Raw genomic sequence first — 20,835 nt, 5'->3', positions numbered from 1 at the left:
TGAACACATCTTGTTATCTTTCAGTTTACTCCCGACATCACAGAAGCAACAAGTTCTCTTTCTTTACGGAAATGCTTGACGATTTGCTGGGGATTACCGATAATCACAACACTGGGAGGCACAGATTTACGAACAACGCTTCCTAAACCTACTACACTATCTTTACCGATGTGTACGCCTTTCATCACTGTAGCTCTAGCCCCTATCCAAACATTGCGTTCAATAGTAATCGGTGCCGACGCTTTTGGACCTGCGGGATAATGACGCATTTCAGGTTCTAAGTTGTGATAATCACTATCTGCTAAGAAACAATCAGAAATCAAACATTCATCGCCAATGCTAATCGAGGTTTCACAACCTATATATGTACCATTAAGCAGCACTTGCTTACCAATGACAACGTTACCTGAACCGTAAATTAAGACTTTTTTACCCAAACGACAGCCAGAACCAATAGTCACTTTAACGTTACCAAGTACCTGCAAAGAGCCTTTAATGGCAACTCCTTTGGCAATTTTCACATTTGGATACCGCCATTGGTAAAACAATCGCTTGAGTTCAAAGTAGTTTTGAGAAAGTGTTTTCAGAAAAGGAAGATTTAAATTTTTCATGATTTGTCCTTGAGTTTAATTAAGTAAAGAAGACGATAGATTGTTAAGTGATATCGAGTCTGCTGAATGAGGTATCAAAAAACTGCGTCTTTACGTGAAGTTCATATGATAATTATTCAACCGGACATGATATTAGAGGAAAATTGGGTAAGGCTGTTACAATCCAAAATCCAAAATCCAAAATCCAAAATGGCATTAATTGTTCACTAAGGAAGAATCAGAGTGATAAGAGTAAGGTTTCTTTTTACTTTCCACTGCATTCACAACCAAACCTAAAATTTCAACATTATGCTGAGAGAGTTGTGCAAAGCTTTCATTCACAGAGTTTTTGTAGCTACTATCGGGGCGAACTACAAACAGCACGTTGGAAATAATAGTAGCCATCACTGCTGTTTCACTCGTCAAACTAACAGGCGCACTATCAACAATAACGTAATCGTAATTTCCTTTAGCTTCACAAGCTGCTAATGCTTGCTCAAAGCGCCCTCGTTTGATGGTTTCTACAACTTTACCTTGTTTGGGTAAAGTTGGCAGTAAATCCAAGTTTGGTTGTATTGATATTTGCAATGACTCTGTTGTTGAATCTTCGGTATAACCCAGATTGCGGCTAAGTGTTGCTCTGCGAAAATCCCCATCCACTAGCAGCACTCGAAAGCCTAAATCTACTAAAGCGTAAGCCAACCCTGTGGCAACTGTTGTTTTGCCTTCTCCCTGAGTAGCACTTGTAACTAATAATCTACGATTATTGAGAGGTTGTAAGCTAATAGCAGAGGCAAGGCGTTGAAATTCAACTTCTGTCTCGTAAGTAATTTCAATTTTTGGAGTAGAATGCTTGACCCGAGGAATACTCTGCACGATGGCGAATTTTTGATTTTGTAAATCTTTGAGGCTTAACAGAGGGTTGCGGCTTTCCAGGAATAACACCAAGGCTATACTACCGATAACGGATGCTAGCAAAGCATTGACTGCCATTAAGAAAAACTTTGGACTGACAGGTTTGGGATCGACCTGTGGTGCATCAAGAACCTGTACATTTGGGTAAGCATCAAAAGCGTCAATGTTACTTTGTTGTATCTGAGCAATTAAACCTTTATATACACCTTCTGCAACATCGACTTGCCGTTGTAGTTCTACTAGCTTAGCCTGATTTACTGGTAAAGATTTTAAGGTTGTTTGAAGTTCGGTAATTTGATTGTTAAGTTTTTCTGCCTGTCGCCGTTGGGCAGTCGCTTCACTTTCAGCAAGAATTTGTTGTTGGATTAAAGCGGCTCGGCCTTGTGCATCAGTCGCCACTGTAGTATCTACTTTTGTACTTGCGGCTGTTTGTCTTATACGTTCTTGAAGTCTTCGCTGCAATGATTCCCGTTGTGCAAGCAAAGTTTTTACTTCTGGATGTATGTCAGTAAAAATAGCTTGTTTCTGACGTAAAGAAGCTTCTACTTCAGACAATTGTTGCCGCACAAATTGATATTCTTTATTTTCACCTAAACTTAAAGAGCGCACCGCTTCATCTGGTGTTAGACTCAAACGGGTTGATAGAGCTTTTGCTCGATTTTCACTTGCCTCAGCCGTAGCTAAAACTTGCGCTCTAACGGTAGTTAGAGTACTAATTGTATTCACAATACTTTTAGCTTGGTCTTCGTTATTAATTAAACCAGTCGATTGCTTAAAAATTGTTAGTTTACTTTGCGCTTGAGCTAACCTTAATTTTGCCTGTTCTAGTTCTACTTGACTGAATTTTTGTCTGGTTCGACTGTTAGCTTGTCGTAGTTCGTTAAGTCTGGTTTGATATGCCTCGGTTATAGCGATCGCTCTTTCTTTCGCTAATTTTGGACTCGAACCGCTGACGGTCAGCAACATAATAGTCGATTGCTCCTGAGGTGTCACCTTAAATAACTGCTTGTATCGAGAAATAGTATTAAATTTGCTCTTTTCAGGGTCAGCAGCTAAAACTTTCTCTAACAACGTATCACTTGTTAAGATCGATGATTGTACGTTAAGAGGATTCACTTCAGAAGAAAAACCAGGGTCTCCATTTCTTAGAGAACCAAGAGTTCCCAAATTGGCATCAAGATTGCTTGTTGTTTTTGGCAGAATCAATTGTGTTCTAGATGTCCAAACTGGTTTAGCAGTAGACACGGCTGCTGCTGTACCCAATACTACAAGAAAATTAAAAGCTATTAAAGACTTCCAGTGTTTAGTTGAAATGGTAAATAATTTGTTCATAACTGCGTCATAGGTCATTGGTCATTGGTCAAAAATATTTGTATTTACAATGCTTCAATGCTCATTTTTATTCGTTCTGGTCTAGGAGAGTGTACTAGCACTACTAAATTTTGTATTTTTTTGATAATTGCTCCCATGAAGAAACATAATTATGTCGTGTTTCTGCAAGAATTGCACCCAACCAAATAAAGAAGTACCAGAAGTAAATGGTCATCCAAGTTAATGTTGTAGCTTGGCACAATATGTACAGAACAATTAAACTAGCAAATGCCAGAGAACAAATTTTATTACCTTGTAGAGCGGGTTGCCAAAAGCAACCTAAAGTTAATGCTAAAGCAGCGATAAAGAAGATGAAGCCAATACTTCCGTGTAAATACAAGACTTGCGAGTAAGATGAAAAAGTCCCTAGAGGAAGTTCAAAGGCTCCATTTCCCCAAGTCACAGTCCTTTCAACAATTCCCCATCCTATCCAAGGAGACTCTTTCCATGCTTCTATTGTAGCATCAATTACATACTCACGGTCTTTTGATGAATCAGCACGAGCGCTATTAAAAGTTTCTAGCGGTTTAGTCAGTAATTCAGTTAAGGTCATGCCTACAAGACCGCAGATAAAAGAAATAAATGATGTTGCCCACAAAGAACTTTGACGAACCAATCCACTTCGGAAGCCGTTCATAATCAGAAATGATAGGGGAAAGCAAATCCATGCCAGACGACTCTGGGATATGATGAGCGTTGCTAAAGACCCTGCCATTGCAAATTTACGCAAGCGACGGTCTGTTTCACTGTAAGAAATTAAAAAACTCAAAAGAGCACAAACCCCTAAAATGGGAGGGTCTGGAGTATAAAGACCTGTTCTTGCTAATGGGATACCGAAGAAAGGCTGAATGATAGCAAACCCAACCATTAAGCTCATCTTGTCACCAGGAATGACACGCGCTAACGGTGGCAAAAAAGGAAGTTGTGGACCAACAGCAATCAGTATGAGCAGTTGAATGCCGAGGGTGATTAAGAAACAAGCTGCCATCCAAGCTACAGCACGTGTCACTACTTGTACTCTAATGCGGTGCCAAAAAGGTAATGTCAGACAACTAAATATCAAGAAATAACCTTTAAACAGAGTCACTAAGGTAGCAATAGTTTTCATCACCTCAAAGCCTATTTGGGATAGACCTTGGATACTCGTCCAAAGTGCTACCAAAACCATGCCCAACCAAGCCCAGTTACACAGAGGAATCGAGCGTTTAATGAGCTTATCGAGGTCAAAATTAGTTGCTAACAATATAGTTGCAACTGTGGGATATAAAAGAGTCTGCAACCCTAACAACCACCAAACAGGTGTGAGTACAATAGTCCAATACAAGACCCTTTCTGCAAATGACAGGTTATTTAATTTGAAATTTGTCTGTAGGGGTTTTGGTTTGCTAGAAGAAAGGTTAAACATTCAAAGTGTCCAATGTGAAATAGGCAAAGACTACAACACTAACTTTAGACAGAAGAGATATTCAAAAACCTTGAGATAGATGCATTCCTATAACTTATCAATTTGACTCCTTTCTCCAGCTTTGATTTTGGTAGATTTACTTAACAACAGTTATGACATACATATTGTGAAAAAATCTTGCGGAAAACCATCTAAGTATTTTTAGTTTTGATGAAGCTTAATTGTAGGTTGGGTTTCGTTCCTCAACCCAACCTACTGCTAGAAGATGAAAAAGCCCCTGTAATTATGCAAATTTTTTCATAGTGGCTAGCAGTTTTCTTGTAAAACCGCCTCTGGTGTTTGGATAGAAAATTTGATTTGTAATATTCTCAGCCATTGAGTTTGGAAGCAAGAACATAAGTACAAACCACGAAGCTAAGACTAGTTTTCGCGACCAATGATAATCACAATAAACTAGAGAAACAATTAATCCTTGCCAACACAAATTTAATAAACTATCTGTCAGAGGATAGTTCTGGCGATCTAACTTCAACACTATGATTCGATTCATCACGTGCAGTAAATCTCTTGATTCTACATAAGAAATATCAAGAGAATATAAAGTACGCGCTAATTCTCGTTTTTTTGCATGTACTCTAGCTGCTCCAATAAGTTGGCGTCTGAGCTTGTTTACATTAATCTTGCTAGTGCGAAAATTATTTTTGCCATGGACTCTATAAAAGCCACCTATTTCATCTAACGAGACGACTGCACCAAACATCACACTTAAGTTATTTAAATAACGGTCAGCAGATATGCGATACACATCCTCTGGCATAGGTAACAGTTGTCGGAGCATACTTGCTTTAAATGCATTTCCACTTGTTGGTGGCCAAGTATAACTACCAAATTTAAAGATTTGAGGCTTTAAATCTCCATTAGGCATCTTACAACTACTTAATGGTACGATTTCTCCTGTAGGTTGGCTGTTGACATCAATGACTTGTAACCTGTATTGAACCTTAACGGCATCTTTGTTTTCTTGAAAAGCTAATACCGTCTTCTCAACAATATCAGGTAGGAGCACATCATCACTATCTAGAAAAATAATGATTTCTCCCTTGGCGATCGCAAACCCTGCATTAAAAGCTGAGGCTTGACCACCATTTGCCTTTAAAACAGGAATGACTTTATCTTGATAGCTGTTAATAATTTTTGCCGAGCTATCTGTAGAGCCATCATCTACTACGATGACTTCAATATTGGAATATGTTTGGTTTAAGCTACTTTCAATAGCCTCAGATAAAAACATATCGTAGTTGTAATTATTGATTAAAAGACTAACTAAAGGTTGCTTTTTCACAATGACACCTCGATTTATATTTTGAAAAGTGAAAGAAAAACGAACACTGGTTTGTACTAGCGCTTGAGCGCATGCATCGCTACTACCTGCAGAAAAGCTGGTTTATTTTTTACCCCTTGCTCCGTCTTTTAGTGAAGCGTTGAATAAACTTACAGCAAATTTTAACTTGGTGAGGTACGAAAATTACCCCCCTCTGTCCCCCTTACCAAGGAGGGATGAAAGGGGGGTATACTTCATGAGACGGAGAAAGGCTATACTAGCAAAAACTTGATAAGTCAAAAATTGTTTTTTAGCCAAAATTCTTCCTAAAATTCCATAACTGACAAGAAAGACAACTGGCTTGAAAAATCCAGGAGCGCTAAAAGAAAACGCAATGGCTAATAATGCGATCGCACTTGGTAAAAAGCAAGGAATTAAAAACTGTCTTAGTTGCCAGCCCATGGCTCTACAACCTATCCACCAACTGTAGATAGTCCAAAAAAGCCCTAACACTAGAGCAACGGCAATACTGACCCCAACAATTTCTCCATAACAGGCACCGATGATAAAACTTAAAATCGCTATTGGTGCTATTTGGAGATTAATTTTAGCATTAAGCCCCGGTTTTCCTTTTGCAGAGAGCATAAAGAACAGAGCAACGTTAATGAGACGAAAGTATGCAAAAATGAGTAACCAAGGAATGACAGAAGAGGAAGGAATCCACTTAGTTCCAAATATCAAAGAAATTGTATGCTGGTCAATGACTAAGAAGAATAAGGCATAGATAGGAGCAGTGAGGAAAGCTATTTGTTCAACGACTTTAAGTAGAGCGTTTTCTTGATGGCGATCGCTAGGTAATTGAGCAAAGGTTGACATACCAACTTGACTAAATGCTTGATTGAGGATTGAGTTGAGTGCCATTGTCAATTGGTAAGCAAAGTTGTAAAAGCCCAAATAAGTATTCCCTAAAAGTTTACCAATGATGAAGTTATCACAGTTAGCATTGAAATAAAAACCCAAGCTAGAGCCTGTACCTCCAAGACAGTAAGACAAGACTTCTCCCCTGATTTCTGGATCGATCTGTAATTGAAACTTATGCTTGACATGACGTTGGGTTAAAACGCATAGTGTTAACCAAAAAGCCGTGTCTCCTATAACAAATGACCAGTAGCTCAAACCAACAGATGCACAAAAGGCTGTGGAGAAGACTCGAACCATTGAAGCTATTAAGTTTGCATTCGCGAGTTCTCTATACAGCATTCTTCTAGTCATTATACCTACGTAAATTGACTGAATAGAAGCCAGTATCAAGTTAAACGCAAACCCAATGAGTATCCCAACCAAGTTTGGCTCGCCGAAAAAACTAGCGATTGTGGGAGATGCTGTAACCATCCCGAAAGCCAAAACTAACCCAATGCTTAAACCAAGCGTGAAAGCTGTATTAACATAACGCTTGTCTTCAATACCTTTATAGACAAGAAACGATCCGGCTGAATCTTGAGAAACAAACAAATTTACAAAAGCCCAAAAAATATAGGCAATGCCAATCACTCCAAATTCAGAGGGGAGTAATAGTCTTGCTAGCATTAGGTTGCTGAACAAGGATAGCATACGTGTTGCGATCGCTCCGTATGTTGCCCAAAATCCATTTTTGATAACTGAAGAAAGGTTCATGAGGTAAATTTTGGAGGGAATCTTTATTTCTGCATATATTTGACTGAACCAAGAGAGCGTCGAATAGCTGGCTGAGCAATTGGTGCAAGACACACAGCAAATAAAGTCAGTAGCGAGCGCAAATCGCGATAAAAAATTGACTTATCAAATGCTAAAGCTTGGTCAAGAAAATAACGTGCTTTTTCAGAATGACCACCTTGAAGAGATAAGCGAGCTAAGTAACGGTGCATATAAGCGTAAGCTGTTGGTAACATAGGCTCAACCAACTCGGGGGAACGAAGAAAAGCATTCCGAATGACCTGTTCGTTATAATGCTGCATCTGCGCTACATTGAATGAAAGCCCGGAGGGACGGACGCGATAGTAACACAAAACTCGTGATTCGCGATAAAATTTCCATTTCTGTGTTGCTGATATTCTCAACCAAAAATCAACATCTTCAGAACTGCGTAAACTTTCATCGAATTCACCCACTTCATCCACTATTGAGCGGCGGAAGACAGCATTAGAACCATGTCCCACAAAATTCTTGCATAGTAAAGCTAGCAGTGGATTGGAGTGGACTGGTTTACCACTTAAGTGCATAAATGTTGGACGCCCGTCGTCGCGAATTGCTTTTGAAGCGCTATAAACTACACCCACATTTGGATCGCGCTTTAGTCTTGCTACGTGGTTAGCTAATTTGTCTGGATGATATGTATCATCACCATCTAACAGGGCTATGTATTCTCCATAAGCATAACGAATGCCATAGTTCCGTGCTGATGATAACCCACCATTTTGCTTTTGCAATAATCGAAATCGAGAATCTTTTTCTACGTAAGGCTTCACCACATCGGCTGTACGATCGATGGAACCATCATCAACAACCAGCACTTCAAATTCTTGAAAAGATTGGCGCTGTAGCGATCGCAATGCATCTTCTATATAAGAACTCACGTTATAGGCAGGGACTATAACACTGACTTGAGGAATACTAACCATTGAAAAACTCTTAGATAAATGCACTTATGTACGTTGAAAAACTGACTCTTTAGTTTTTTAACTAATACTATTTATTGCACAGAATCCGGGAAAAATAACGAGATATATTTGTATTTATGATAAAGCCTTTTTTGTTTTATAAAATTGGCGTGAAAAGATTCCTCACATTCTTTTGAAATAAGCTTTTTAGCTTTTTATTTTATTTTAAAACGATTTTTTTGAATTACGTATAAATACGAATATTGTTGGAAAACGATTCAATATCTTTAATTTTTACTTTAAAAAATAAAAGGTGGGCAAGGATGCCCACCCCACAAGAATTGAGTTACCAGGCAATACTGCTTGGTTAGGAATATTGGCCGTGTTTTTAACCCAAACCAGTATTTCCAGATAAAGCCAAGAAAGCATCTGGTATTACAGATTGCTGACCGTTACTGTAGACTTCTATGTCTAAAAGATCGTTAGACGGGCTAGAAAAAGATGGTAAAATTCCCATGATTCTCTTGGTAGAAACAGAGGTAAGAGTTGCAGCTTGTCCACCAATTGTGACTGTGGTATCCGCTAAACTACCGAAATTAACTCCACCAATGATAAATTGACCGCCACCCGTAGCAGTAGCACGCCATCTGTCGATATCAAAGGCTTTCATTCCAACTATGGACGAATCGTTAGGAGTCGCAACTGTAATTGCGTCTTCAGCAAAATCCATACCAAAAATGACACCTCCGGGACCAACTTCGATATCTAACCCATCAGTCACACCCGTTAGGGAGTCAACTTTTTGTACTTGTCTGCCATCAGATGAAAGACTAAAGTTATAAAGCTGTTTGTTCCATTGCTGAGCGAATAAATCTCCTCGCAGTTGGTTGTTGAATGTGGTTGCTCGGTACTCAACAATTCCATTTGTTGAAGCACTCATCGTTGTTAATGGAGCAGTATATACTCCTGGGATACTGGCTTGAGATGGTGCATAAAAAATATTTTGGCGGTTGTCTTCGAGTCCGCGATTGCGATTGGGATGACCGTAATAACTGCCTTGTTCCACCAAGTTCAGTTCATCTGGCGCACCAGAAGCCGATATTTCAGTGGTTGCGGAAGTAGAGAGGCTACCAAAGCCTTTATTGTGTCCGTTATCTGTGGCGTATAGCATTCCCTTTGTAGTAAAAACTACATCATATGGATTCCGGAGTCCACTAGCATACACAGATACATCCACGCCAGACGCAACCTTTGCGACACCTCCAAATACTTGGCTGTCTGCAGCATCGAAAGTTAACCCACTCGGTGGTTGAAAATCAGGTGGTAAAACATACTCAATCTGACCGTTGAAGTTAGCTTTTGTAATGTTAGCTTTCAGAATCGCAGCTGTAAACGGAGATTCTGGAAGACCACCTATATTGCTATTGGGAACACCACCATTAGTATTGCCACCAATAGCAATGTACAAATCACCTTGATTGTCAAACGTCAAGCCATTAATCCCGTGGTCATGGTTTGAAACTGGTAACCCCGTAATTAAAGGTTTGATAACTGAAAAATTGGGTCCTTCGAGAACTGAAACTTGACCGCTGTATTCTGAGATTTCGGTTTCGGGGAAGCTACTTCCACCATTACCGTAGAGTTTACTGTGGGATACGTAAATTTTTGGAGTCGAGTCAAAAGGATTGAAAGCGATACCTAAGATATCAGAATTAGGCAGATTCATCAAAGTAGTGATGATCTGGGTGCCAATCACATTGTAGTTCTCATCAAAGGTGTATGCTCGAATTTCACCACTGTAAGTACCTACGTACAACCTACCATCTGGACCCCAAGCACCTGTAGTAGGATCGCCTATTGTAGCGACTTTTTTCTTTGTGAAATCGATGGGCGGAAGTTCATCATCAATGACCTTAACAGCAAGATTTGAAACGCTCAAGCTGCTGTAGTCACTATCTGCACTGGTAATCGTGTGAGCAATGTTGACTGTTTGAGTCCCTTCTTCTAAAGTATCGTCAATGGCGTTCACTGCGATCGTCTGAGCAACATTCCAGTTACCAGGTGTGAAGGTAACGCTTGTTTTGTCAGTACTGATTTGGCTGTCTGGTGTCAAATTTATGGTGACATTTGCTGTGGGTTTAGTATTGAGAACTATTGAGTAAGTATCGCTGTATCCCCCTTCCATAGCTTCAGTACTGCGTGCAGTCTGATGCAAAATCATTCTTGGACCTGTGAGAGGGATAACTTCTAAAGCAGCAAGTGCAGCGTTGTCAAAGCTGGCGGCAAAATTAACATTAAGTTTGCCATCAGTTACAGTAATTTCTGGGAAAGATAAAGCAAGAGCAGAATTCTTACCAGGGAAGAATGCATTTTTGGATTGTCCAAAAATATCGAGGTCATCATATACTTGCTCACCTTCTAGAGAAATATCGAAGATTCTCTGACCATAATCATTCCAGTAAGATTCAGCAAAGTGCAGATTCACAAGGTAGTTGCCATTTGCCACAGGGATTTCGTAAGCCAAGTTTTTGGCAGTACGTTGCGTTTGATAGAGGGGATCGTCGTCAGTTTTCGCGATCGCTGCACCTGTAGTAAAGATTGTACCGTTCAGGAAATCCCGATCTGGACTCCAAACATTACCAGCAAGATCGGTGTAAGCTTGTTGAGCACCAACATCAATCCGAATTGTTCCTGGTGTTGCTGCTGGGTTATCGTTGTCTGTGACGGAGACAGTTACATTTGGAACGCTGATATTGTTGTAATTACTATCAGTACTGGTAACATTGTGAGTGATGCTGACAGTTTGCGCTCCTTCAATAACAGTATCATCAACAGCAGTGAGGGTAATAGTTTGAGCAATATTCCAGTTATTAGGAGTGAAGGTAACACTGGTTTTATCGGCACTGAGTTGATTGCCAACAGCTAGGTTAATGGTGACATTTTCTGTCGGTTGAGTACTCAGAGCCAGGGAGTAAGTATCAGTAGCGCCTCCTTCCGTGACACTGGTATTCCCGTTAGTTAGCTGTAGGATAACGCTTGGCGTTGGCGTACCAACAGGAATGATTTCGATAGCATCAATTGTGGCATTATCAACACTCGCCACCATGTTCAAATTCAAAACACCGTCAGTGACGATAGTTTTGAATGACTTGTCCAAAGCTTTGTTTTTTGCGCCCGATTCCGCAAAAATATCGAGGTTATCAAAGACTAGCTGATTTTCCGCACTGACATCAAAAATACGTTTAAGCGCACTACCCCAATAAAGTTCTGCTAACTTGAGGTTAACGGTGTATTCTCCATTGGCGACTGGGATCGCGTAATTGATGGTTTTACCAGTACGCTCGTTTTGATAAAGGGGATCTTCAACAGTGTTGGCGATCGCAGAAGCATAAGTTTTAGTAGAACCCCCAGAGAAATACTGGTCTGCACTCCAAAGATTACCTGTAGTATCAGTATACTCTTGACCGCCCGCATTGATGCGAATTGCTCCTGGTGTTGCTTGTGAGTTATCGTTATCTGCGATGGTGACCGAAACGTTTGGAATACTGATATTGTTGTAATTACTATCAGCACTGCTAACAGTGTGAGTAATGTTGGCTGTTTGTGCTCCTTCGACTACAGTATCATCAACAGCACTGAGGGTAATAGTTTGAGCAATATTCCAGTTACTAGGAGTGAAGGTAACACTGGTTTGATCGGCACTGAGTTGATTGCCAAGAGCTAGGTTAATGGTGACATTTTCTGTCGGTTGTGTACTCAGAGCCAGGGAGTAAGTATCAGCAGATCCACCTTCGGTGACACTGGTATTCCCGTTAGTTAGCTGTAGGATGACGCTTGGCGTTGGCGTACCAACAGGAATGATTTCGATAGCATCAATTTTGGCATTATCAACACTCGCCACCATGCTCAAATTTAAAACACCGTCAGTGACGATAGTTTTGAATGACTTGTCCAAAGCTTTGTTTTTTGCGCCCGATTCCGCAAAAATATCGAGGTTATCAAAGACTAGCTGATTTTCCGCACTGACATCAAAAATACGTTTAAGCGCACTACCCCAGTAAAGTTCTGCTAACTTGAGGTTAACGGTGTATTCTCCATTGGCGACTGGGATCGCGTAATTTAAGGTTTTACCAGTACGCTCGCTTTGATAAAGGGGATCTTCAACAGTGTTGGCGATCGCAGAACCATAAGTTTTGGTAGAGCCACCAGAGAAATACTGGTCTGCACTCCAAAGATTACCCGTAGTATCAGTATACTCTTGACCGCCTGTATTAATGCGAATTGTTCCTGGTGTTGGTTCTGGGCGATCGTTATCTGTGACGGAGACAGTTACATTTGGAACGCTGATATTGTTGTAATTACTATCAGTACTAGTAACATTGTGAGTGATGCTGACAGTTTGCGCTGCTTCAATAACAGTATCATCAACAGCACTGAGGGTAATAGTTTGAGCAATATTCCAGTTATTAGGAGTGAAGGTAACACTGGTTTTATCGGCACTGAGTTGATTGCCAACAGCTAGGTTAATGGTGACATTTTCTGTCGGTTGAGTACTCAGAGCCAGGGAGTAAGTATCAGTAGCGCCTCCTTCCGTGACACTGGTATTCCCGTTAGTTAGCTGTAGGATAACGCTTGGCGTTGGCGTACCAACAGGAATGATTTCGATAGCATCAATTGTGGCATTATCAACACTCGCCACCATGTTCAAATTCAAAACACCGTCAGTGACGATAGTTTTGAATGACTTGTCCAAAGCTTTGTTTTTTGCGCCCGATTCCGCAAAAATATCGAGGTTATCAAAGACTAGCTGATTTTCCGCACTGACATCAAAAATACGTTTAAGCGCACTACCCCAATAAAGTTCTGCTAACTTGAGGTTAACGGTGTATTCTCCATTGGCGACTGGGATCGCGTAATTGATGGTTTTACCAGTACGCTCGTTTTGATAAAGGGGATCTTCAACAGTGTTGGCGATCGCAGAAGCATAAGTTTTGGTAGAGCCACCAGAGAAATACTGGTCTGCACTCCAAAGATTACCTGTAGTATCAATATAATCTTGACCACCCGCATTGATGCGAATTGCTCCTGGTGTTGCTTCTGGGTTATCGTTATCTGCGATAGTGACGGAGACATTTGAAACGCTCAGATTGTTGTAATTACTGTCAGCACTGCTAACAGTGTGAGTAATATTGGCTGTTTGTGCTCCTTCGACTACACTATCATCAATAGCACTGAGGGTAATGGTTTGATGAGTATTCCAGTTACTAGGAGTGAAAGTGACACTAGTCTTATCAGCAAAGAGTTGATTGCCAACAGCTAAGTTAACAGTGACATTTGCTGTCGGTTGTGTATTCAGAGCTAGGGAGTAAGTATCAGTAGCTCCTCCTTCTGCCACACTTGTGTTACCTCCTGTTGGTTGCACAATAACGCTTGGACTGGGAGCAAGCTGTACAACTTGTACGGTAGAAGGTAAGCTTGTTGTACCATCTGGTGCTTTAATGACCGCAACAATATGGTTGAGTCCTCCATCAGCATGAGAACGTGTGAGAGTGATTGGAATATCAACATAACCTGCTGTTCCAATAGTACCAACCTTCTCATTGACAGAGATTGCCGAGTTAGCTTCAAAAGGATCTAAATCAAAACCGCTACCATTATTTGTAAATAAACCTGCTTCCATAAGTAACAGGTTAACTGTAGCCCCTTGAGAACCATAGACTCGAACTGTTTGATTTGCTTCTAATACAGTCGATGGTGTTGAAGGCAAACCCAAGACTTCAATTGTAGGTTTAAGAGGAATATCTGGTTGGATAGTAACTTGCGATCCATCCGCACTGTTAGGAATTCTATAAGTCTGTCCCGTGTAGCTAGTGTTGTCACTAAAATCAACCGTGACTGTAGTACCTAAAAGTTCTAACCCAGAAACACTACCCGATTCATTGGGACCAGGTGCAGGTGAACCTTTAATACTTGTGGGATCGACGTCGATAGAAAAAGTAAAGGTTTTACCAGGAGCGAATTCATTAAAAATGATTTCTAGAGCATCAAAACCATTGTCATGGGCTTTGAGATAGTTGTAAGTAACATACCCAGTACCACCTTCACTATCTACTGTGAAAACTTTAGCTGTACTATCACCAACCGTTCCGTAAGGATCGAAGACTAAATCTGGCAAAATACTAGAACTCAAGTCAATCAAAACTCGGTTGATTTTTTCTCCAGTTGTTGAGTTGTTAGTAATTTTAAAAGAAGAAGCTGTGTAAGTGCTTGTGTTAATGCCACTACTAGACGGATCTATAGTAAACAGAGCTTTGCTAACCATAAGAACTATGCTGTCAAAAAAAGTAATTATGTAATATATATTGTCTAAAGAAAAAAAATAAAATTCTATACATTTACTCTAAATTCATTGTTTCTATATTGAAAATATATGTTGAATTTTAAAAAAATAAAAATTGAGATTTAAGCTTTAAAAGAACTTAAATCTCAATCAGTATACAAGGGAAATCAATAATTATCTGCGTCCAACCGCGTTCATTAGCGGTTTTTCATTCTTAAATTGCTGAGAAAATCTTGCCGTCTAAAAGATCCAAAACCTTACTATCTTGATTTAAATCAAATTTTCTAGCAAAATAAGACTGACTTTGTACAATAGTTCCATAATCATCTTTTGTTAGCAAGCGTGGACGACCATTGCGAGATCCAGAAAAGTCGATGTAAACTTTGTTGTCATTGCACAAGTTGAATAAACCACTGTTAAGTAATACCGTCTGAAGGAAAGACTCTTCTGGTACATTAACTCCCTCATAGAAATTAACAATATCCGAACGCAAGAGGTAAAATTTGTATAAGTACTCAACACATTTTTTAGATAAAGTACAAAAGAAAGATCCACCATAACAGATAAAATCTTTATTGAAAGGAGTAGAATTTTTGACACCAAACATACCAAAAGCAATATTGAGCCTGACAAAAGGTTGAATGTAGTTAATAATTTTTACTGGTGCGAGCAAATCCTTACCCCAATCAGGCAGCTTAGCTATAGAAGGCAGTTGTTGGTATTTGTAAAAATACCGCGAGTACCCCTCTCTGATACTCCAATGACTTTCTGGAGAAAGAACTTTAAAATATTCTAAAAATCCATCATACTTTGTTTGAGCAAGAAGATGATGCATTTGTGATAGATCCTGAGTAGGATAATCTTGCCCAGAAAGATTGATTAACCAATCAAAGTCGATATTGTTTTTAAACAGCCATGATACAGCATTCATATATCCATGAATGATAGAAAAATTGCCTCTTCCCCCCAATCCAGGAATTACTTTGACATTTGACAAGTCATTAAGGACTTCTAGATTCAAGTTAGAACTAGAAAAATCATGACTTACAATAATAAAAGAATTTGGACTTGTGTGTTTGATAGTATCGATCAAGCGATTAATTTGCTGTGGGTTTCTATGGCTTTGAATGAGATAACAAACGCGCATTTGATTCTCCTCTTTAAGGTGTATCTGAATATTTGAACCTGGTAAAGATTGTTATTTCGATCTGGTGTCAGTTTCTGAAACCTGTTGGTGTAAGCTATCAAAAGACTCTACATATCAGGTAGACATTGCTTTGACTTTCTTCGCTAGAAGATGGCGCAACGAATTACGGAGTTCTGGAGAGATAAACCACATACCCAGACATAGAAGAATATCCTTAAGCTGGGGCTTACCTAACCGAACTGCTTCCCACATCAGTGGTAAAAGTGCATTCCAATCACGTGCTTTAGCAGCCCGTGCGCTAACTTCTGCAAGGATAAAAGATGAATAGGCTCTTGGCGTGACTAAATTTCGTTTTGCTCTAATCCATTCTAAAGAAGCCCGCCAAGGATTGTTCTTACTCAAGCTTGGACGTGGATCTCCCACATACCAAATCGAAAGAATCTCAGGCACAAACTCGACTCCTACTCCTTCTACAGTCGATGCGCGCAACAACCAATCCCAATCGTCATGTCTCTGAGAATTCACCAAAACGGGAACTTTTTGTAGAAGCTCTTTAGACGTGAAGATAGTTGAAGATTGAATCAGCCCTTCTCCTTGGAACAAAGTATTGCGAACAAACAAGTAGTCACTTAATGCTTCAGATGGTTTGGGAAGGCGTCTCGGCAAGATAGCATCGCTTTGAGGTGAACGAGCGACTAAGTAGCAAGTCACAATAGGAAACTGATGTTGAGAATTTTGTGCAAGTTTCAATTGCAACTCTAACTTTTGAGGCATCCATTGGTCATCGTCATCCAAAGAAGCAATCCATTTGCCAGCAGCAGCATCAATACCAGCTTTACGAGCTGCACGACAACCTTGGTTTGTTGGTAATTCTATGACCTTGAGTCGGGAGTCTTTTATCTGTGCTAAAGCCGCATGGGTTGTTGGATCTGGACCATCAATTACAACAATGACTTCTATATTGTGAAGAGTTTGTGCTAAAGCACTAATAACTGCTCGTTTAACTAATTGCGGTCTTGAATAGGTGGGTATGACTACACTAACTAAAGGTTCCACGGTAATTGCCTCCTGATTCTTGGCGTATTGAAAATGGAAAAATTGCCATAGACAAATGATGCACTGTTTGCAGAGAACAACAGATACGAAAAATTGTTCGTATAAAAAATGACTGCATCAAGCTTAAATTGATGGAGAGCCAGAGAGAACAGCCGCGCCTACCTCTTGATTTTGTTGAGTTATTAAGCTCAAGTACAAATTACTCATTTGAGCATTACGTTCTAAATTGTAACTGCCAATGGGTTGCATGGGCTGTACGCGTAATGGAGGTGCGTACAACTTACCTAAAGCAATATGGCAAGCAAAAGCAGGATTACCAAGTAAATAGCGTGCTGCTAAGCGCTTTGGCTCGCGGCACAAACGGTAGAGCCACTCCAAACCTACATTAGAAATAGCCTGCGGGCAATCTGGCACTGTACCTGCAAGTCTGTCAATAATAGCTCCTCCAAGCAGGATGGAGTTGACATTTAAACGGCTGCGATATTTGTAAACCCATTTTTCTTGAATGGGCATACCCATACCGACTACTAAAACGTTAGGCTTTTCTTGATTTATTTTTTGAATCACGGTTTCATTCTGCTTTGAATTTTCTTTGTCGAAATAACCGTGGTGTCCAAAAAACTGAGTATTGACATATTGCTTTCTGAGGTTATCTAGAGCCGCCTCTAAGTACTGCGGTTTTGCTCCCAGCAAAAATACACTTAATCCATGTGTGTTACAGTGTTCCAGTAATTTTGGCATCAACAGTGTATATGAAGCTCGATAATCAAGAGGTAACTTTACCCCCATATAATCAATTGCTTTTAAAATGCCAACACTGTCACAGTTAACAATTTCCGAGCTTTGGAGAAAGTGATAAAACCAAGGCAATTGCATCGATAAATTAAAACTGTGAACGTTGTAATTTGCTACAGTTATTTTTTTACCTTGCATACATGCCGTATGCACTGCATCTATAATAGATGATACAGTCATGCAGGTAATGCGACGTTCCAGCAGATACACATCTAGATTTGGTAGATTTTGACTGTTGCTATTCAAAGACATGATAACACCCCATTTCTTGGTTAATTTTTGAAAATAGTTTTCAACTCAATAGATGTAACGAATATTTAAGTACTGCGGTATCATAGCTTAAAGGTTTGGAGTTAAACGGTTCCTTCAAGCCCTGATAGTACTTAAAATTATACTAAATCCTGAAGCTTAAGCATTTTCAGCTTCTAGAGAAACTTCAGATTTAATCATCTATTTTTTTCGATTTCCTTTTTACCGGAAATTGCTTATTTGGATTCTTAATTAATACTGGATACTTCAGTAAAAAGTCTACTGAATTTTGCAACTATTAGTCGAATGTTCATATTTCTTCTATTTTTTTAAAGAAAAAGTCAAAGAAATGGATTTGTAAATAAATCATGACATCCGTGTATTTTCAGTACAGAAAGCTTACTGAGATGAATACAAAAAAGATGTGAAAAATAGCTGAGAAAAAGCGGTTTTTTTTAAAGAAATATAGTGAGTACCTACGTATTTTTGTTTGATTAGCTAAATCTTAATAAATTGATTTTTTCAAGCAAGAAAAAAAAATAAATATTTATGAAGCAACATAAATATTTAAAAAATTAGTGTCAATATAAACTTTTTGTGGAGCTTTTTGCTCTCTTATACTAATGTCAATCGTAATTTTAAGGATTTTTTGGATTTTTTATCTAGTCAATTGGTAATAAGCTATTCTTAGATTGATACAATCTGCTCATTGAGTATTTCCCTTATCGACTGCCCTATAAGCTCAGATAATGTCTAAAAAAAGTTTTATTAATTTCCTGCTCCTGTTTCTTGGTACTCAGGTTAGTCTTTCTTTAGAACCAGTTCAAGCACAAACACAAGTTGTACCAACAGCAGACACGGCGCGAGCGATTTGTCCTGCTCAACTGCAACCATCTATCAATGCTGTTCTCGATCGCCCTCTTCTAAGTCGATCGCGTTGGGGTGTTCTCGTACAACCTTTATCTTCTACCCAAACTCTTTACAGTCGGGATGCCCAAAAATATTTCACTCCTGCTTCTACAACTAAGCTTCTCACAACAGCCGCCGTGCTACAGCAACTCGGTCAAAATTTTCGCTTTCGGACATCTATATATAGCGATCGCGATGGCGTTTTGCATATTGTTGGTAGGGGAGATCCGAGTTTAACCGATACTCAGCTGAGCGTTCTGGCAAAGCAGTTGAAGGAAAAGAATATTCGAGATATTAGACTTTTGATTGCTGATGATAATTATATTCAAGGAGATACTGTTCATCCCTCTTGGCAATGGGAAGATATACAGTCTGACTATGGAGCACCCATTAGTAGCTTCATTTTAAATCAAAACGTGTTTGGCTTAAAGCTCCAACCCCAAACTGTTGGCAAACCTTTAAATGTTATCTGGACTGATACTGATGAGGAGAAACAATGGCGGGTAGTCAATCGATCGGTCACAATAGCAGAAAATCAACCCTCCTTTATTAATATCACCCGTGACTTCAAAGGTTCAGTCTTACAAATTAAAGGGCAATTGCCAGTCAACTCCGAACCAGAATCAATTAATTTACCTGCGATCGCTCCCACGGAATACTTCTTGCGTCGCTTTCGGAATGTTTTAAAAACTGAGGAAATAAGCGTCGCACAGACAATTGTGTCTCCTTTTAGTAAGAAATATGGAGAAGAACTGGCTGGTATAGATTCTCCACCCCTATCAGAATTGCTAGTCGAGACAAATACCAACAGTAATAATCTTTTTGCTGAGTCTTTACTGAGGGCATTAGCTATCAAAAAGCTACCTTCTCAGAACCAAGCAACTGCTGATGTAGGATTAGAATTAATGAAAGTGACTTTAACCCAGTTAGGAGTCGATCCAACAGGTTATTCCCTAGTCGATGGTTCCGGATTATCTCGTAAAAACTTGATAAGCCCAGAAACTTTAGTCCAAACTTTACAAGCAATGGCAAAATCTCCCGTCGCCGCAGTTTACCGAGCATCCTTACCCGTTGCTGGTAGAAGCGGGACTCTCAAAAATCGCTTTCTCAAAACACCTGCTGAAGGAATTGTACAAGCAAAAACAGGTACGATGACAGGTGTTGTTTCCCTTGCTGGATATGTTAATGCACCTAACTACAGCCCTATGGTTTTCAGTATCATGGTGAATCAAACAGAACAACCTGCAAGAATTATTCGCCAAGCAATGGATGAAATTGTGGTGATGTTAGCTCAGTTACAGAGGTGTTAAGCCCTGAATCGGCGATCGTATTTTATGAACCGAACACTTAAAGTACGGTATTGGTTGGCCTGGAAATGCAGCAGTAACAGGTGTTGTGTTAGCCTAGTTATTGGTTTATGAAACCAGAACACAAGGTTAAAGGCTTAGGTCATGACAGAAGCTAGAAATGTTCTTGGACAACAACTGGAAATATGCTGTACCTCTCCCATGACTGGTTATTACCGGGATGGTAAATGCAATACAGGGGGAGGTGATTTTGGCGCACACGTTGTTTGTGCTCAAGTCACAGAAGAATTCTTGGCATTCACTAAGTCTAGGGGTAACGATTTGAGCACTGCCGTTCCCGCATTTAATTTTCCCGGTTTAAAACCAGGCGATCGATGGTGTTTGTGTGCATCTCGTTGGAAGGAGGCTCTCGACGCAGGAGTTGCACCACCTATAGTTTTGTCAGCAACTCATGCATCTGCTTTAGAATACGTTTCTTTGGAGGAACTGAAGCAGCACGCGATTGATTTAAAGTAAAATTTGGGCGTGTTTACAGACACGCTGCATGAAGAGTCTTTACTTAAAGGTAAATTTTTTATAAATCTTCAGTGTTTTTACTCAGGTTGACTTTGCTTGCGGTAATGGTACCCAAACTAAGTTTCTCGCCCAGTGTTTTCCCAGTGTAATTGGAATTGATGTCTCTAAAAGCGCGATCGAAATAGCATCTACTGAAAATACTGCTGTTGGTTCTAGAATGCCAAAAAGCTGGTAATTTCTTGTAAAATACTGTAAAAATGGTAACTTCCCTACTTGAA

General features: G+C 39.7%; 13 protein-coding genes. 3 read left to right on the top strand and 10 right to left on the bottom strand.

What is annotated here, in order from left to right:
* Positions 1 to 20: 20 nt before the first annotated feature.
* The 10 genes from F7734_RS28690 to F7734_RS28645 form a co-directional block, all read right to left on the bottom strand.
* Positions 21 to 611, bottom strand: a complete 591-nt coding sequence (locus F7734_RS28690; RefSeq protein WP_155747992.1) for an acyltransferase — start codon at positions 609 to 611, stop codon at positions 21 to 23.
* Positions 612 to 806: 195 nt separating this feature from the next.
* Positions 807 to 2,855 (bottom strand): tyrosine-protein kinase domain-containing protein, encoded by a 2,049-nt coding sequence (locus tag F7734_RS28685; protein ID WP_243147151.1) that lies wholly within the window; start codon positions 2,853 to 2,855, stop codon positions 807 to 809.
* 85 nt (positions 2,856 to 2,940) lie between these two features.
* A complete protein-coding gene (locus F7734_RS28680; protein ID WP_243147150.1) occupies positions 2,941 to 4,200 on the bottom strand; it encodes an O-antigen ligase family protein in 1,260 nt (419 codons plus the stop codon).
* Positions 4,201 to 4,564: 364 nt separating this feature from the next.
* On the bottom strand, positions 4,565 to 5,623 hold the full coding sequence (locus F7734_RS28675; RefSeq protein ID WP_155747990.1) for a glycosyltransferase: 1,059 nt from the start codon (positions 5,621 to 5,623) through the stop codon (positions 4,565 to 4,567).
* 183 nt (positions 5,624 to 5,806) lie between these two features.
* Positions 5,807 to 7,276 (bottom strand): oligosaccharide flippase family protein, encoded by a 1,470-nt coding sequence (locus F7734_RS28670; RefSeq protein ID WP_243147149.1) that lies wholly within the window; start codon positions 7,274 to 7,276, stop codon positions 5,807 to 5,809.
* Between the two features lie 23 nt (positions 7,277 to 7,299).
* The gene (locus tag F7734_RS28665; RefSeq protein WP_155747989.1) at positions 7,300 to 8,259 is read right to left on the bottom strand and encodes a glycosyltransferase family 2 protein; all 960 of its coding nucleotides are present in this window, start codon (positions 8,257 to 8,259) and stop codon (positions 7,300 to 7,302) included.
* 367 nt (positions 8,260 to 8,626) lie between these two features.
* A complete protein-coding gene (locus F7734_RS28660; RefSeq protein ID WP_155747988.1) occupies positions 8,627 to 14,560 on the bottom strand; it encodes a malectin domain-containing carbohydrate-binding protein in 5,934 nt (1,977 codons plus the stop codon).
* Between the two features lie 232 nt (positions 14,561 to 14,792).
* Complete coding sequence (locus tag F7734_RS28655) at positions 14,793 to 15,725, bottom strand: beta-1,6-N-acetylglucosaminyltransferase (protein ID WP_155747987.1); 933 nt, start codon at positions 15,723 to 15,725, stop codon at positions 14,793 to 14,795.
* Positions 15,726 to 15,839: 114 nt separating this feature from the next.
* Positions 15,840 to 16,781: a glycosyltransferase gene (locus F7734_RS28650; protein WP_166482220.1), complete on the bottom strand. Its 942-nt coding sequence runs from the start codon at positions 16,779 to 16,781 to the stop codon at positions 15,840 to 15,842.
* Positions 16,782 to 16,904: 123 nt separating this feature from the next.
* On the bottom strand, positions 16,905 to 17,828 hold the full coding sequence (locus F7734_RS28645) for a WecB/TagA/CpsF family glycosyltransferase (protein WP_155747986.1): 924 nt from the start codon (positions 17,826 to 17,828) through the stop codon (positions 16,905 to 16,907).
* 746 nt (positions 17,829 to 18,574) lie between these two features.
* On the opposite strand from F7734_RS28645, the gene dacB reads away from it, so the two are divergent.
* The 3 genes from dacB (at position 18,575) to F7734_RS66305 (ending at position 20,792) form a co-directional block, all read left to right on the top strand.
* On the top strand, positions 18,575 to 20,044 hold the full coding sequence (gene dacB, locus F7734_RS28640) for a D-alanyl-D-alanine carboxypeptidase/D-alanyl-D-alanine-endopeptidase (protein ID WP_155747985.1): 1,470 nt from the start codon (positions 18,575 to 18,577) through the stop codon (positions 20,042 to 20,044).
* A gap of 141 nt (positions 20,045 to 20,185) precedes the next feature.
* Positions 20,186 to 20,557 (top strand): DUF2237 domain-containing protein, encoded by a 372-nt coding sequence (locus F7734_RS28635; RefSeq protein ID WP_155747984.1) that lies wholly within the window; start codon positions 20,186 to 20,188, stop codon positions 20,555 to 20,557.
* Between the two features lie 64 nt (positions 20,558 to 20,621).
* Positions 20,622 to 20,792: a class I SAM-dependent methyltransferase gene (locus F7734_RS66305; protein WP_347566302.1), complete on the top strand. Its 171-nt coding sequence runs from the start codon at positions 20,622 to 20,624 to the stop codon at positions 20,790 to 20,792.
* The last annotated feature ends 43 nt before the right edge of the window (positions 20,793 to 20,835 follow it).

The organism is Scytonema sp. UIC 10036 (assembly GCF_009725235.1).
Note: the sequence above shows the minus strand (reverse complement) of the source record. Positions and strands in the feature narration are given on the sequence as shown.

Coding starts and splice junctions, on each gene's coding strand:
- F7734_RS28690 (WP_155747992.1), bottom strand. CDS start 611: ATGAAAAATTTAAATCTTCCTTTTCTGAAAACACTTTCTCAAAACTAC.
- F7734_RS28685 (WP_243147151.1), bottom strand. CDS start 2,855: ATGACCTATGACGCAGTTATGAACAAATTATTTACCATTTCAACTAAA.
- F7734_RS28670 (WP_243147149.1), bottom strand. CDS start 7,276: ATGAACCTTTCTTCAGTTATCAAAAATGGATTTTGGGCAACATACGGA.
- F7734_RS28665 (WP_155747989.1), bottom strand. CDS start 8,259: ATGGTTAGTATTCCTCAAGTCAGTGTTATAGTCCCTGCCTATAACGTG.
- F7734_RS28660 (WP_155747988.1), bottom strand. CDS start 14,560: ATGGTTAGCAAAGCTCTGTTTACTATAGATCCGTCTAGTAGTGGCATT.
- F7734_RS28655 (WP_155747987.1), bottom strand. CDS start 15,725: ATGCGCGTTTGTTATCTCATTCAAAGCCATAGAAACCCACAGCAAATT.
- F7734_RS28645 (WP_155747986.1), bottom strand. CDS start 17,828: ATGTCTTTGAATAGCAACAGTCAAAATCTACCAAATCTAGATGTGTAT.
- dacB (WP_155747985.1), top strand. CDS start 18,575: ATGTCTAAAAAAAGTTTTATTAATTTCCTGCTCCTGTTTCTTGGTACT.
- F7734_RS28635 (WP_155747984.1), top strand. CDS start 20,186: ATGACAGAAGCTAGAAATGTTCTTGGACAACAACTGGAAATATGCTGT.